15 protein-coding genes and 2 pseudogenes are annotated in these 14,666 nt (G+C 34.8%); 15 read left to right on the top strand and 2 right to left on the bottom strand.

Annotation, left to right across the window (positions count from 1 at the left end):
• The first annotated feature begins 172 nt into the window (after positions 1-172).
• The 9 genes and pseudogenes from H1D32_RS16230 (at position 173) to coaD (ending at position 7,452) form a co-directional block, all read left to right on the top strand.
• Positions 173-1,822: a DNA repair helicase XPB gene (locus tag H1D32_RS16230; RefSeq protein WP_261179326.1), complete on the top strand. Its 1,650-nt coding sequence runs from the start codon at positions 173-175 to the stop codon at positions 1,820-1,822.
• Positions 1,810-3,486: a hypothetical protein gene (locus tag H1D32_RS16225; RefSeq protein ID WP_261179325.1), complete on the top strand. Its 1,677-nt coding sequence runs from the start codon at positions 1,810-1,812 to the stop codon at positions 3,484-3,486. The genes H1D32_RS16230 and H1D32_RS16225 overlap by 13 nt, the downstream gene beginning before the upstream one ends.
• A gap of 174 nt (positions 3,487-3,660) precedes the next feature.
• Positions 3,661-4,160: pseudogene (locus H1D32_RS25485) on the top strand (hypothetical protein).
• A gap of 8 nt (positions 4,161-4,168) precedes the next feature.
• Entirely contained in the window at positions 4,169-4,621 is a 453-nt protein-coding gene (locus H1D32_RS25480) for a hypothetical protein (RefSeq protein ID WP_396126223.1), read from the top strand.
• 63 nt (positions 4,622-4,684) lie between these two features.
• The gene (locus H1D32_RS16215; protein WP_261179324.1) at positions 4,685-5,125 is read left to right on the top strand and encodes a YlbF/YmcA family competence regulator; all 441 of its coding nucleotides are present in this window, start codon (positions 4,685-4,687) and stop codon (positions 5,123-5,125) included.
• Between the two features lie 137 nt (positions 5,126-5,262).
• Positions 5,263-5,538 carry a YlbG family protein gene (locus H1D32_RS16210; RefSeq protein ID WP_261179323.1) on the top strand — a complete coding sequence of 92 codons (276 nt, stop codon included), beginning with the start codon at positions 5,263-5,265 and terminating at the stop codon, positions 5,536-5,538.
• Between the two features lie 300 nt (positions 5,539-5,838).
• The gene (locus tag H1D32_RS16205) at positions 5,839-6,081 is read left to right on the top strand and encodes a hypothetical protein (protein WP_261179322.1); all 243 of its coding nucleotides are present in this window, start codon (positions 5,839-5,841) and stop codon (positions 6,079-6,081) included.
• A gap of 233 nt (positions 6,082-6,314) precedes the next feature.
• Positions 6,315-6,866 (top strand): 16S rRNA (guanine(966)-N(2))-methyltransferase RsmD, encoded by a 552-nt coding sequence (gene rsmD, locus H1D32_RS16200; protein ID WP_261179321.1) that lies wholly within the window; start codon positions 6,315-6,317, stop codon positions 6,864-6,866.
• Between the two features lie 97 nt (positions 6,867-6,963).
• Positions 6,964-7,452, top strand: coding sequence for a pantetheine-phosphate adenylyltransferase (gene coaD, locus H1D32_RS16195; RefSeq protein WP_261179320.1), 489 nt, complete (start codon positions 6,964-6,966; stop codon positions 7,450-7,452).
• 336 nt (positions 7,453-7,788) lie between these two features.
• On the opposite strand, the gene ylbJ is transcribed toward coaD, so the two are convergent.
• Positions 7,789-9,006 (bottom strand): sporulation integral membrane protein YlbJ, encoded by a 1,218-nt coding sequence (gene ylbJ, locus H1D32_RS16190; RefSeq protein WP_261179319.1) that lies wholly within the window; start codon positions 9,004-9,006, stop codon positions 7,789-7,791.
• A 154-nt stretch (positions 9,007-9,160) separates the two neighbouring features.
• On the opposite strand from ylbJ, the gene H1D32_RS16185 reads away from it, so the two are divergent.
• Both H1D32_RS16185 and H1D32_RS16180 read left to right on the top strand, forming a co-directional pair.
• Positions 9,161-9,943, top strand: a complete 783-nt coding sequence (locus tag H1D32_RS16185) for a patatin-like phospholipase family protein (protein ID WP_261179318.1) — start codon at positions 9,161-9,163, stop codon at positions 9,941-9,943.
• A 1-nt stretch (position 9,944) separates the two neighbouring features.
• On the top strand, positions 9,945-10,991 hold the full coding sequence (locus H1D32_RS16180; protein ID WP_261179317.1) for a SepM family pheromone-processing serine protease: 1,047 nt from the start codon (positions 9,945-9,947) through the stop codon (positions 10,989-10,991).
• Positions 10,992-11,043: 52 nt separating this feature from the next.
• Here the strand turns inward: H1D32_RS16180 and H1D32_RS16175 are convergent, their stop codons facing one another.
• Positions 11,044-12,252 carry a nucleotidyltransferase gene (locus tag H1D32_RS16175; protein WP_261179316.1) on the bottom strand — a complete coding sequence of 403 codons (1,209 nt, stop codon included), beginning with the start codon at positions 12,250-12,252 and terminating at the stop codon, positions 11,044-11,046.
• Between the two features lie 279 nt (positions 12,253-12,531).
• On the opposite strand from H1D32_RS16175, the pseudogene H1D32_RS16170 reads away from it, so the two are divergent.
• The 4 genes and pseudogenes from H1D32_RS16170 to H1D32_RS16155 all read left to right on the top strand — a co-directional run bounded on the left by H1D32_RS16170 (position 12,532) and on the right by H1D32_RS16155 (position 14,558).
• A pseudogene (locus H1D32_RS16170) lies at positions 12,532-13,039 on the top strand (YceD family protein).
• A gap of 79 nt (positions 13,040-13,118) precedes the next feature.
• Positions 13,119-13,292 carry a 50S ribosomal protein L32 gene (gene rpmF / locus H1D32_RS16165; protein ID WP_071309869.1) on the top strand — a complete coding sequence of 58 codons (174 nt, stop codon included), beginning with the start codon at positions 13,119-13,121 and terminating at the stop codon, positions 13,290-13,292.
• A gap of 659 nt (positions 13,293-13,951) precedes the next feature.
• Positions 13,952-14,311 carry an enoyl-CoA hydratase/isomerase family protein gene (locus tag H1D32_RS16160; protein ID WP_261179315.1) on the top strand — a complete coding sequence of 120 codons (360 nt, stop codon included), beginning with the start codon at positions 13,952-13,954 and terminating at the stop codon, positions 14,309-14,311.
• A gap of 76 nt (positions 14,312-14,387) precedes the next feature.
• The gene (locus H1D32_RS16155) at positions 14,388-14,558 is read left to right on the top strand and encodes a hypothetical protein (RefSeq protein ID WP_261179314.1); all 171 of its coding nucleotides are present in this window, start codon (positions 14,388-14,390) and stop codon (positions 14,556-14,558) included.
• Positions 14,559-14,666: the final 108 nt, after the last annotated feature.

Here is a 14,666-nt window from a genome sequence, read left to right as displayed (position 1 = left end):
TGAAGAAAGACTTGTCTTGGAAAGTTCACATACCTTTATCTTCAGGGGTTGTTCAATCATTTTACGTCATGTGTTAGTCATAGTGAACTTTCATGACTTATAGAAAGCGGAGCAATAAAGCTTACGAAAGAATTCTTAGAGTAGAATTAATTGATCGAAAGAGGGTCTTCCTATGCTTTTTAATTATGATAATCCATTAGTTGTCCAAAAGGATGGAACTATTATTGTTGAAGTAAATCATAAACAGTTTCCAATCATTCAGCCAATGTTATCGCAAATGGCGATTCTAGAAAAGGCTACTCTTTCTACACATACTTATAAATTATCACCTTATTCAATATGGTCAGCTCAAACCCAAGGCATTCAAGTAACTGAAATTATCAATTTTTTAGATGAATATTGTAAATTTCCTTTAGCACAAGCAGTTGTCCAGTACGTTGAAGATCAATATCAACGTTCAAATTCGATTCACATGGAGAAAAATCAAGGCAATTGTGTCATTATTTTTAAAAATGAGCAAGCACAACAGTTATTATTAAACGATCATACAATTAAAAAGCTTGTTACTAAAGAGAACGAGAATTGGTATTTCCAAGAAAAACACCGTGGAGAGATAAAAGCTCACTTTTCGAAATATGGCTATTTTATCAATGACCAAATTGGGTACGACAAAGGGCAGCAATTAAATATTAATATTTCAAAAACTGTTAATTTACGCCCTTATCAAGTAGAAGCTATCAAACATTTTTATAAATCTGGACAGGCGCTCGGCGGGAATGGCATTATCGTTATGCCATGTGGTTCTGGAAAAACAATTGTTGGTCTTGGAATCATGGAAAAAGTTAAGGAAGAAGTGCTCATTATCACTTCTAGTGAAACATCAATGAAACAATGGCAAAGAGAAATTTTAGAAAAAACCAATTTAAAGAATGAAGACGTTGGAATATATAGTAGTTCGTTGAAAGAAGTAAAACCAATAACGATTGCTTCGTACCAGATGATGGTCTATCGAGATCTTGAAACAAAACAGTTTATTCATTTACCTTTGTTTAACAAAAGAAATTGGGGGCTAATCATTTATGATGAAGTACATCTATTACCAGCTCCAGTATTTCGAACAACTGCTGGTATTCAAGGTAAAAAAAGATTGGGATTAACGGCTACTCTTGTTAGAGAAGATGGCAAAGAAGAAGAGGTATATAGCTTAATTGGTCCAAAGCAATATGAAGTTGGTTGGAAAGGGTTAGAAAATAACGGCTGGATTGCTAAAACATTGTGCAAAGAAATACGCATTGACTTGTCAGAACAAGAGCTTCAGCTATATTTTGAAAGCAATCAACAACAGCAATTTAAAATTGCATCAACGAACTCCTCGAAAGTAGAGGTCATCAAACATTTGTTAAAACAACATGTTGGACAACCTACACTTATCATTGGGCAGTATATTGATCAATTAGTCGATGTGGCAAAAAGACTTAAATTACCAATGATTACAGGGAAAACACCACAGAAAGAGCGAGAAGATCTTTATGAGAAGTTTAGACTAGGAGATATATCTGTTCTTGTTGTAAGCAAAGTAGCAAATTTCGCGGTTGATTTACCAGATGCTCAAGTTGCCATTCAAATATCTGGAGCGTTTGGTTCTAGGCAAGAGGAAGCACAAAGGGTAGGTAGAGTCCTCAGACCGAAGCAAAATCATAATGAAGCATACTTCTATTCAATCGTAACTAGAAATACGAAAGAGGAGCACTGTTCCGGGCACCGCCAACTATTTATGTTAGAGCAAGGATATACGTATGAGGTGGAAGAGTGGTTATCATAAGTTTAGAGCAATGTATAAAAGTTTTACAAGAGGAAGTTAAACAAAAAATCTTCGAAAAGCAAAATGAAGTTTGTCCAAACGATAGGAAGAACAATTTAGAGGAACGGTTATTTGACCTTGAATTTCGAAAAATGCTGCTTACGAATTTAAGTGAAGTTGAAAAAAAATATTTGCCATTGTTTCTGAATAAGTACAGTTTTTATTTAAAAAATAATTTAAGCCAAGAGCAAACTGTTTCTATCGAAGAGAAGCTTGCTCTTCTTTTGTTACGTCAAAAGGGAATTGTTTATAAAATGTCTGACCACAAACAGAACCAAACCTTTATAATTCCAGTGGAGTTCGTTGAAGCTTATTTTGAGCTTACGTTTCAACTAGAAGTCCAAGAAAAACTTTCGCAACCGCTGTCTGGGAAGCATTATCTTTATTATTTATTTGAGATAATATTTCTGATTAAAGATAAGACCATAAGACGTAACGGAGAATTAGGAATCCTAAAGGAAAAATTCTCAGAATTGATAAACTGGGAAGTTCTTGTTAAGTTTTTGATTAATGAGGGTTTAGTCATTGAGGAAAAACAAGAGCTTGTAGTTTTAGACCAAAAATGTCATGAGTTCTTTCAAAAGCCATCTACGGGTATCAAAAGGCAGTTAACTACGTTTATTTTATTGGAGAGTTTTAAAGATCCATTTGCAAGTCACTTTATATTGTGGACTTTATTCTCAGGGCTTAAAGTAACAAAACAAACAGCGATGGTCCACTATCTAAAAGAAAAGGGACACTACTTAGAAAGTGTATTTGTAGACATCATTAAGCAATTAACCTTGCTAGACATTATTTCAGTAACGGAAGATGTAATTATATTACCAAGTGAAGAGTTAGAAGAAGTTCAAGGGATGGAAGCTGGAATTTTAGAGTTTTTAGTTCCTATAACGGTAAAAAATGAGGCGCTTTGGATTTTTAGAAATTGGGGTCAATTTAAACATTGGGACATAATGATCCAAATTTCTATGACGAATAAAACGATAAAAAGAGCGCTAATCCAGGGACTTGATGTAAATGATTTATTCACTCATTTACAAAAATATCTACCGGAAATGGTTATTAATAAATGGGAAATAACGTTGAAACAATGGCTAATAGAAGGGAAACCAATAATAAAAAAAGAAGAACTTGTCTTTTATTCTTTAACTGAGAGATTGCACCTGAAATACATTGAGGAACATTGGTTACATTGGTGGGAAAAAACAACAAACGGTATCGTTATCGAAAAGAAAAACATGCGTTATTTTGAAGAAGTATTAAATAGGCTTGCAGTAAATGTTATTTGCAAAAAGGAAGAAAAATTTAGTGATCAAAATATTGAACTTGTGATTATTAATGAATTTCCGGAATTAACGATGGTTTTACCAGAAGTAGAAAAATTACCAAAACAATGGTTTGTTTTAACAGCATATGAAGAAAGGACAATTCAACGCATAGTAAAACAAGCAATTCTTTTACAGCTTTGGTTACAAATAGAAACTAAAAAAAAGGAACTAATTAAGCTTTTCCCTGAAAAACTTACAAATACTAACGGTAGATATGATGTCATATCTAAAGATAAAGTCAAGTTTGGCTTTAGTGAAATTGTGAAACTTTGTGTTATTCATCCTCTAAAAATTTAATTTTTTACTGAAGTCAAAATCAAAGGCTCTTTTCGTAAACTTGTGGATTTATGGTCAATCATTCATTAAATAATCGATAGTTAGAAAAGATGTCCCGGAGACCTGGATAGGTTTTGTCATTACACCAATCTTTAGAAAATAGCCAAATCAAAAATATTAGAGAGGATCAAGCTTATGATAGTTAGGTTTGGATATGTTGCAATGAGTGTGCATTTAAAAAATGCTTCACCTTCGCAAACAATGACTGTAAAACAATTTGAGCAAATTCAAGACAAAGAAGCTGCAATTAGAAGGTTAGAAAGGATAGCGGTATCCAATTTAGAAAATTGCTACCGACTTTTGAAGCATAACTTAGCCCATGACATTACGTTTTTTCGACTTTCCTCTAAACTAGTACCGTTGGTTAACCATCCGCATACTGTTGGTTGGAAGTACGAGGAAGCAATTTCCTCATTGTTAAAGAAATCGGGGAATTTATTTCAAAACATCAAATGCGTGTTGGATTTCATCCCGACCATTTTGTAGTCTTAAACAATTTAGATGAGGAGTTATTAAATCGCTCCTTACATACGCTCCTATATCATTATAAGTTATTGAGTGGCATGGGGATTGATCCAAGACATCGATGTGTTCTTCATGTCGGTGGAGCCAAAATGGAGTTGTTAATGGTTTAGAGGATTTTGTGGAAAATTTCGAAAAAATCCCAAAAGTACTTCAACAGATGCTGATTTTAGAAAATGATGATACCGTGTTCCACATAGAAGATGTTTTATATTTAGGAGAAAAGCTTCAGATCCCTGTTGTTTTCGATATTCACCATCATGACATTCATCATCCAGAAGACTATTCGCTACAAGATATATGGGGACGTGTTGTGCAAACGTGGAATCATAGCCCACTCCCGGTGAAAATTCATGTTTCATCTCCGAAAGAAGGGAAAGATGATAAACGTCATCATGACTTCATTGATGTTACCAGACTTATGAGCTTTTTAAACGATATTAAAGGAACCGTTGATCATGTTGATGTTATGATTGAGGCAAAAATGAAAGACGAAGCACTAATACAATTAATGCAAGATCTAAAAAAACGAGCGGATTGCTCGCTTATATCAGAGGCAAGTATTAAATTATAGTAGCGTCAAAACTCGCAATCTGGAAATGAACATGTTATAATTTATTACTTGAGGAGGGTTACTATGATGACAACTGTTACGCAAACAGACATTCTTGCACAATCATTTACTTTAGCAGAAATGATTATACAGTCACAGCAATTTAAGCAATATGAAGCTGCTAAAAGCGCTCTCCGAAGAGATATTGATGCACAAGAAATGATTTGGGAGTTCAATAAGCGAAAAGATGAATTTGAAGAAGTTCAGAGATTCGGTAAATATCACCCGGATTACAGTCGTGTTTCGAAGGAAGTGCGAGAGTTAAAGCGTAAATTAGACTTATATGAGCCAATTGCGCTATTTAAGAAATCAGAAAAGGAACTAGAGGAACTATTAAATGAAGTTAGTTTGATTGTTGCTCATTCAGTTTCTAAAACCATAAAAGTCCCAACGGGTAATCCGTTTTTTGACTCAATGTCATGCAGTGGTGGCTGTGCTTCAGGTGGCGGCTGCGGTTGTAAATAAATAGGTAATCCACTTAAAGGGGAAATTCCCAAGATATTATTTGTTTATACCTAGTATTTTAGAAGATATTATTGAAGTATTAGGTACCTCATGTTAGACTGAAATTGGTTAATGTGAGAAAAAAGGAGAAAATGGAAATGATAGGAAACCGTATCGGTCTAGCAGTATGGCTTCATTCTTTAAAATATGTAAGACAAATGAGGAAATACGGCAATGTTCATTATGCATCAAAGCGAATGAAATACGTTGTCTTATATTGTGATGAATCAACCATTGACGATACGATTGAACGTCTTGAATCATTGCATTATGTTAAATTAGTTAGCAAATCAATGCGTCCTTATTTAAAAACAGAATTTCAAAATGCACGTCCAGATAAAGCAAAAGAATATGATTATAAAATGGGTATTTAACTATAAAACAAGGCTGACCATATGTGTTACAAATGGTTAGTCTTTTCTATTTAAGGCTCTTTTTAACATTTTGGCTTTGTGGTAATTCAATAAAATATTCGATATTTCTGCGTTTACAACCTTCGATGTTAGAAAAGATACCCTATGACCTTGATAGATCTTGTCATTTTTCCATAAAAGCTTCACGCTAAGCGTGAGAGCCATACAAGTTTGGCTACGACAAAAAAACTGAAAGCAAATCTCTCAGAAAAGATGATAATAAAAGAAAAAATCCTCGTAGGTTTACCTACGAGGTGCCTAATGGCAAAAACAAAAAAGTTTCATTTTCCGTTTTTGCACAAGGCTATGGGAGAGGAGAAACCGGAGGAAGAACTTATGGGGAAACGTAAGCCTTCTCCGCGGTTGTCAGCAACACGAGATATTCATGTTGCTATTTTTATTATCACCATTGCGACTTGTTCTATACATCAGCTATCTTATTTAGAATTTTCTATTTATTTGAACGAATGTCATAATTACCTTAATCGACCTATATCAGTCTAAATGCAGTTGCGAATGGTTTCTACGCACCTACATTTAGAACTTAGTAGCGATAATAATGAATTATGAAATTCATTGATTTATCGAACAATTAATGGTAAATAGTTAAGCTTTTTCATCTTTTATGGTAGGATAGGAAAAGATATTGTCAAATAACTATGTCATAGTTTAAATTTTTTGAAAGAGGATGGTATTAAAACCGGGCCTTTTCTAAAATAAGGGTGAGTGAAAAAGAAATGAGAGTAATATCAGGTACGTGTAAAGGAAGACCATTAAAAGCAGTACCAGGTCAAACGACCCGACCTACTACAGATAAAGTAAAAGAGTCAATTTTTAATATCATAGGTCCATATTTTATTGGTGGACAAGCATTAGACTTATATGCAGGTAGTGGTGGTCTAGGTATTGAAGCGATAAGTAGAGGAATGGAAAGAGTGGTTTTTGTTGATCAAAATCCTAAAGCGATAGAAATTGTCCAGCTTAATCTAAAAGCCTGTCGCTTCGAAGCTCAAGCGGAGGTGTATCGCAATGATTCAAGAAGAGCCTTAAAAGCCATTGTGAAAAGAGAGCTTACATTTGATTGTATATTTCTAGATCCACCTTACGCAAAGCAGCAACTTGAGGAGGAAATCGCTTTTATATCTCGCAATCAGTTGCTAAGCGAACAAGGCGTAATTGTAGCTGAACATGATGCTTCGCTTACCTTAGCTGAGACTATTGAACTAATCACTTGTGAAAGACGAGAGCAGTATGGTGATACAGCGGTGTCAATTTATAAATTAATGTAGAATGTAAAATGCTTTCAAGTAAAACTTCGAAGCTTATCTTACAAAAAATTCTAAGTTAATCATTTTCCATTCAACATTACATAAAAGGGGGATTACAATGGCTAGTATTGCAGTTTGCCCAGGAAGTTTTGACCCAGTTACATTAGGGCACATTGATATTATTACTAGAGGAGCAAAGGTTTTTGATAAAGTGATTGTTGCAGTATTAAATAATCGTAGTAAACAACCACTTTTTACAGTTGAAGAAAGAGTCTCTTTACTTAAAGAAGTTACAAAAGATTTACCTAATGTTGAAATCGACAATTTTAATGGCTTGTTAATTGACTATGTTAGAGAAAAAGAGGCAAGTGCAATCATCAAGGGGCTAAGAGCTGTTTCTGATTTTGAATATGAAATGCAAATGGCTTCGATAAATCGGAAGCTTGATGAAGATGTTGAAACGTTTTTTATGATGACTAACAATAAATTCTCTTATTTAAGTTCTAGTATTGTTAAAGAAATAGCAAAATACAATGCCCCTGTAGGAGATCTCGTACCAGAAGTAGTCGAGAATGCCTTAAAAGTAAAGTTTTCTAAGTTAAAGTAAAAAACAAAGAGGTGGACAATTTGTCGACCTCTTTCTAGCATGCCTTATTTTTCGCATAGATTGTTGTTTTTCAATTAATAAGTAATGAACTTGAACCACTTAGGTCTCGGGGCATCTTTTCTAACTTACGATTTGTTTAACTGGGAAAAATATCTGTTTATGCGCCTGATTTCTTTAAAATTGCACAATGTTACGAAAAGAGCCTTTAGATAAGAGTGCATAACCATTTTAGTACTTGATGATTAGTGCAAGCACTCAAGGCAAAGTTGCATGTAGTAACTCTAGAAGTAACACATGTTTGAACGAGGTCAGTAGCTTTTGTCAGGGCAGGTATTCTTATCCAGAAAACTTTTTAAAAGTTAGAACGATATAAACCATCAATGTTACAAGGGTTATCATTGGACCAAATCTAATTAGAGAATTCCAAAGTTGTTCAAATATGCTATAGGTTTGAGCCTGTAAGAAAACGGGGATAGCATTGTTGTTATCAACGCTCAATTGTTGATTTACATATAAGGGTTTCCATAATAGAACCGTTAGGCAAGCGGCAAATACACCATGGAATATTCTTGCAATAAAAAATGGTTTAAATCTAATATCTGTTTCAGCGAGAATACTAGCTACTTGAGCCTGAACAGAGAAACCGCTAAAAGCTAAAATGAAACTAGTTATCACGACCTGTTGAAAGAGTGATGCAGCGCTAGTTTGACTCGCCATTTGACTACCTAACGTGATTTCAAAAATACCAGACAAGAGAGGTAAACTTAACTCATTTGGTATCTGGAAAAATGCTAGAATAATTGTTACAAATAATGATAAAAACGTTGTAATGTCTAATAAGCTTAGTAAGCGATTTAGAACTGAGAATAAAATAATAAATCCACCGATCATTAGTAAAGTAGAGACAGATGATTGAACCGCATCACCTAATATTTTTCCAATTGGTCTGCCGTCTTTTAGGCGTTCTTGATGAAGCATATGAAGAGCCGCTCTCAAAGAGAGTTTATTTTTGTTGTCTTTATGATTCGTTTCTTCCTTTGTCCTCCCATGGAATCTCATGAGCAATCCGACACAAATATTACCTAAATAGTGTGACAATGCGAAAACAATGCCAAGTGCAGGATTATGAAAAAAGCCTACTGCAATAGCTCCAAAAATAAATAGAGGATTTGATGAATTGGTGAATGATACTAGTCGCTCGGCCTCAATCGCTGTTAACTTATTTTCTTGTCTTAATCTTGCTGTCAGTTTGGCTCCAGCAGGATATCCTGATGCTAGGCCCATTGCCCAAACAAATCCACCTACTCCTGGTACTCGGAAAAGAGGACGCATGAGAGGTTCTAATAGGCTCCCAAGAAAGCTCACCACTCCAAATCCAATTAAAAATTCTGAAACAATAAAGAAAGGTAATAAAGAGGGGAATACAACATCCCACCACATCGTAAGTCCGCGCATTGAAGCTTCAAAGGATTCCTTTGGAAAAACCATTAACGAAGCAGCCATAGTAGTTGCGCAAAATGCAAGAATAATTGTTTTTAATTTTGAGGCGTTCAATGGCCTTGCCCCCTTGAGAATTTATGTATAGATACATGTCCTACTATTCAATATACGTATACAGGATCAAATTAGACCATATGATTTTATGAAGAGGAAACTGCTCGTAAGGAGTTTTTTATGATCATTTCATGAAATCATTGGAGGGAGAGCTGTGGACGGACCGAAGATTGGTTTAGCTTTAGGTTCTGGTGGAGCAAGGGGATTTGCTCACATTGGTGTAATAAAAGTTCTCGAAGAGGCAAATATACCGATACATTATATTGCTGGTAGTAGTATGGGGGCTCTCGTAGGAGCTTTTTATGGTGTAGGTTATACACCAGAACAAATGATAAAGATGGCAATCCACTTTCAAAGGAAATATTATTTAGATTTTACTGTTCCAAAGATGGGATTTATTCTAGGGGAAAAAGTGAAACAACTTATTAGAATATTAACGAAGAATAAAAAAATTGAAGATTTAACTCCTGTTCTCACGATTGTTGCCACAGACCTATTAAAAGGAGAAAAAGTCGTTTTTAAAGAAGGAGACATTTCTACGGCGGTAAGAGCTAGTATCTCTATTCCAGGTATTTTTGTTCCTGAAAAGGTTGGAGATACACTTTTAGTTGATGGAGCAGTCATTGATCGTGTTCCAGTCTCAGAGGTGAAAAAAATGGACGCTGACATCGTCATTGCTGTTGATGTGTCCTACTTTGAAGTCGAGCCTCAGATTAATTCGATTTTTGATGTCATCATGCAAAGCATGGACATAATGGAGAGAGAAATGATTCGCCATCGCGAAATAGAAAGTGATATTATGATAAAACCAATAATAAATCATCATAGTTCTACAGCTTTTAAATCTATTGAAAAAATAATTCAGCAGGGTGAAGATGCAGCACAAGAAAAGTTACCAGAAATTCAGCTCTTGTTAAAGAATTGGAAGGAGAAGTGAAATGGCAACGACGCAAAAATTTCCATCACTAAAAAAACGATGGATTGTCCTAATTGTTTTTGTTCTCATAATTAACTTTTATCAATTACCTTACTATTTTACGAAACCAGGTGATGCTCAAGTATTAGACTCTGTGATTGAAGTAGATGGTGGTTATGAAGATAAGGGAAGATTTATGTTAACAACCGTTAGAATGGGGAAGGCAAATGTCATCAATTATCTTTGGGCTAAATGGAGTGATCAAAGAGAGCTTATACATGAAGAATTCGTTCGACGTAGCGGTGAAACTGATGAAGAATATCATCACCGTCAACTAATGATGATGAGTTCATCACAAGATATAGCTACGCTTGTTGCTTATAACAAAGCAGGTAAAGAAGCTTACTATACTAATTTCGGTGTGATAGTTACAGGGAAAATTGAAAACATGCCAGCTTTTGATTTGTTGGAGTTAGGCGATTTAATTATTGCTGTTGACCAAAAGGAAATTACAACTGTCGATGAGTTATTAGCACAAGTTGGAGATAAGCAAAAAGATGATCTAGTTACGTTAACTATTTTTCGTGATGGTGCTAATAAAGAGGTCGACCTTTATGTGACGTCATTTCCTACAGAAATAGATCCTTCTGGAGAGAAGGTAGGTATTGGCATCACACAACCTGTAACTAAGCGTGAGCTTACTGTTAATCCTAAAATTACTATTGATACAAATAAAATAGGAGGTCCCTCAGCAGGATTAATGTTTAGTTTGGAGATTTATAATCAGCTGATTGAGACAGATATTAGTAAAGGTTACGCAATTGCTGGAACAGGGTCCTTAAATGAAGAAGGTGAGGTTGGCCGTATTGGTGGAGTAAAACAAAAGGTCATTGCAGCAAATCGTGCAGGCGCTGAGTATTTCCTTGCGCCTAATGAATTTGGTTCTCCCACATCCAATTATCTAGATGCAGTAGAAGTGGTCAAATCGTTGAAAACAACTATGAAAATCATTCCCATTGATACATTTGAACAAGCACTTGAGTTTTTAGAAAGCCTAGAACCAAAATAATTGATAATTAGTAATTAATAATTATTAATTACTAATTATCAACACACAAACCTTACAGAAGAATTGGTGGGTGCGAATATTCCTCTTTTATCAACTTATTTTGAATGATTGGGTCATAACCTAGTGAATAGCAGGTTGCGACCCTTTTTTCGATATCAAGATACGGATGCTTGTGTTTTGATACCGTAGAGATAAGGGGAATTTCCATTTCCTTTTTAAAATGATTGATATACTCTCGACCTTGTTTTGTCATACCTAATACTCGGATATAGGGTGCATAAGTTAGATGTTGCATCTCGACTTTTGTAGTGTTTGTTAAGATGTGTAAACAAAATCTCTGCAATCTTGTCCAAGTGTATCTCTTTGTTTTTAGTTTTTCCATTAGTTCTTGAAAAGAGGATGTATCTTTAATAGCCTGCAAAATACGATTTTCAAGTCCTTCTTCAGCCTCATAGACAGCTGCTAACTGTTCGACAGAAGCTGTTAAGACTTTGTACTTTAAAAATGGAAATAAACGTTCCCAGTGTTGGAAGCTACCAAATTTAACTTTGTAGCTTAGAAGTTCCTGATAGGTGTATTGGGGAACAACATGTTTGATTGCCTCTAAGTCGTTCTTCTGCTTAATCAAAGACTCTCTAATACTTGTAGCACTTGCTATCGTTTCGTTAGAGATGTTTTTATCGTGATATTGTGCGGTTGTTCGTTGTATTGTAAAAGGCTTTATTTTAGAACCGATTTTATAGATTGCTTTCATATAATGATAGCCTAAAATGTTATTGGGCTTTGATAAATCCAAGACGGTTTCACTATTTTCTAATTTTTTGAATGCTAAAGCTAATGCTTTTGGATAACTGTAGCCATCTTTTAAGGCATCTTGGAGGAATATGGTATAGGAAGTTTCATTTTCATCTAAAAAAGATACAAGCTGTTGAAATTGTTCGATATCTCCTGCTTCGCTACCGAAACAAATCGAGTTCACTCCAAAATTATCTAGGATCGAGATTGCCCCTTGAGCAAATACTTCTGCTTGTTGCGTTGCAAAAACATAGGGCAATTCTAAGACAATATCAACTCCAGTTGCCAGGGCCATCTTCGTTCGAGACCATTTTGAAACTAATGCTGGTTCGCCTCGCTGTAAAAAGTTACCACTCATCACAGCAACAACAAGATCTGCGTTTGTCTGTTTTTTCGATTCGTTTACATGAAGGGCATGTCCATTATGAAAAGGATTATATTCTACTACAATGCCTGTAATATTCATTTCTTGCTCCTTCCAACTTTTATTATGAAGAAAATTATACAAAAATAACTAGGTGAAAGTCTAATAAATCTATTTCAATTTATAATAGTAATATGGTAGAATTCATTTTATCTAGCTTAAATATGCCCATAACTTGTGCTCGGCTAAACTTTATTTATTAATATTTGAATAAGAATTCGTAATTAACATCATAAATAAAGAGAAATAGTGTAAAGAAGAAAGGTTGACAAAATATTATTCGAAGGCTATAATTACCTTTGTTGTCTTGAGGTGAAAACAATGAAATGGTCAGTTCAGCAACTAAATACGCTTAAGAGTAAGGGAATAAAAATTGATGAAATGGTTGACGTAAGTGAATTAAAAAAGTTAACCAAGAAATCCGAGATATTTCACAAGTACATGTCACAGGTGAGGCAAGTTTTTCAAACCATTCGGTAACATTTTTACTTGATGTAGATGGAGAAATGACTTTACCTTGTTCAAGAACACTTGTAGATGTATCATTTCCTTTTCAAGTTCAAACAGCGGAAACGTTTAAACTCCATGATTGGATAGGGTTTGATGATCATGATGATGAAATACATGAACCTGAGAACGATACAGTGGAGTTACTCCCTTATATTAAACAGGCTATCCTATTAGAAATTCCTATGCAAATTTTTTGTGAAGGGATAGAAGGTGAAGCTCCCCCTAAGGGTAATGATTGGGAATTATTGACAGAAGAAACAAAAAAGAACGCATTGATCCGCGTTTAGCGGATTTAGCTAAGTTCTTTGATGACAAGTAATGTGTTTAAAAATGTAAGTATCCGGCAATTCCGGCCTTCATTTTAACATATTTTATCACAGTTGAAGGAGGTGGGAATCATGGCAGTACCTTTTCGTAGAACGTCAAAAACTCGTAAAAACAAGCGTCGTACACACTTTAAGTTAGAGGTACCAGGAATGGTAAAATGCCCAGAGTGCGGCGAATTAAAACTTGCTCACCGCGTATGTAAAGAGTGTGGGTCTTATAAAGGAAATGAAGTAGTAAGTAAGTAAGTAATATTTTTGAGAAAAACAGGAAGGTAACCCCTTCCTGTTTTTCTTTTTTGAACTCTCTTTTCTAAAACATTGCTCCTGCGGTTACTCGTCGCACAAAAAAACTTGTTGCTTTTTAACCTAAAATAATTTGATAAATTCCTTAGGATGAAGATATCACCCAATAAATTAAGTTAGAAAAGAGCACTACTTACTAAATAAGTAGTGAAATCTTGTGATTTTAAGAAAGCAACAAACTTCGCGAAAACAGCCTTTCTAAAAGATTGTCGTTAATAGCTTTTAGGTCGTAACCAAGCGATGCTTGGTTCTTCACGCTTTGCGTGAAGTTTTTGATACCAAACTATTCACTCATTAATAATTAATATGTTCCTTATTTTCTTATATTTTGGTTGAACAAAGACAGGCCTTTCGTTGACTTAATTGTTTGTTAAACTATGTGAAAGCTCTATCTATTTAAATCTACATTTTATATTGTTTTTTGATGTATAATTAGAAAAATCTGATATTGAGGTGTGGATAAGGATGGACAAGGTTCAATTAACAATTCATAAAGAACAAGCGTGGATTACATTTAATCGACCGGAAAAAAGAAACGCAGTGATTACGATGTCATTGACCTATTAAATGAAAAATTAGATATTGTCAAATCTAGAAACGATGTGAAAATTGTTGTTTTAACAGGTGCAGGTACCGATGCGTTTTGTTCTGGTGGTGATCTGTCTATTTTTCATCATATACATACCAAAGGAGAAGCAAAAGAGATGCTTCTCAAGATGGCTAAAGTTCTCCATAAACTCTTTTTCTTTTCTAAACCGACAGTTGCTTACTTAAACGGCACTACAGTCGGAGGGGGTTGTGAAATTGCTACTGCGTGTGATTTTCGAATTGCAGAAAAGAAGCTAAAAATCGGTTTTATTCAAGGGAGGCTTGGTATTACAACTGGATGGGGAGGATCTACCTATTTAATGGAGAGGTCAATAAACAAGACGCACTTCAAATGTTATTATCAGCGGAATTAATTGACGAAGTTGAAGGTGTGAAAAAGGTTACATACAAAATATTTATAGTAGAGAGGAATTTGAGGGGTGGCTCTCCTTGTTTACGAGGCAACCTCTTGGAGTTTTACTGGCATACAAGCAACGGTTTTTAGCGCAATATGATCAAGAAGTTATGTACAAACGAGTACTAGATGAAATAGAAGATTGTTCTACCTTATGGGAAAGCCCAGAACATGATGAAGCTGTGAAGCGCTTTATGACTAAGTGAAAATCCTAAATTAGGACGAGCGAACTTGGACTGAATAAATCGTATTAATTAGGTAATAATTCCTTAATAGATCAAAAGAGTCTATCTTTTCTAGTAATTGCCATAAAG

Origin of the sequence: Anaerobacillus sp. CMMVII (assembly GCF_025377685.1) — a bacterium.
GTDB lineage: Bacteria > Bacillota > Bacilli > Bacillales > Anaerobacillaceae > Anaerobacillus.
This window is presented reverse-complemented; position numbering and strand designations above follow the sequence as displayed.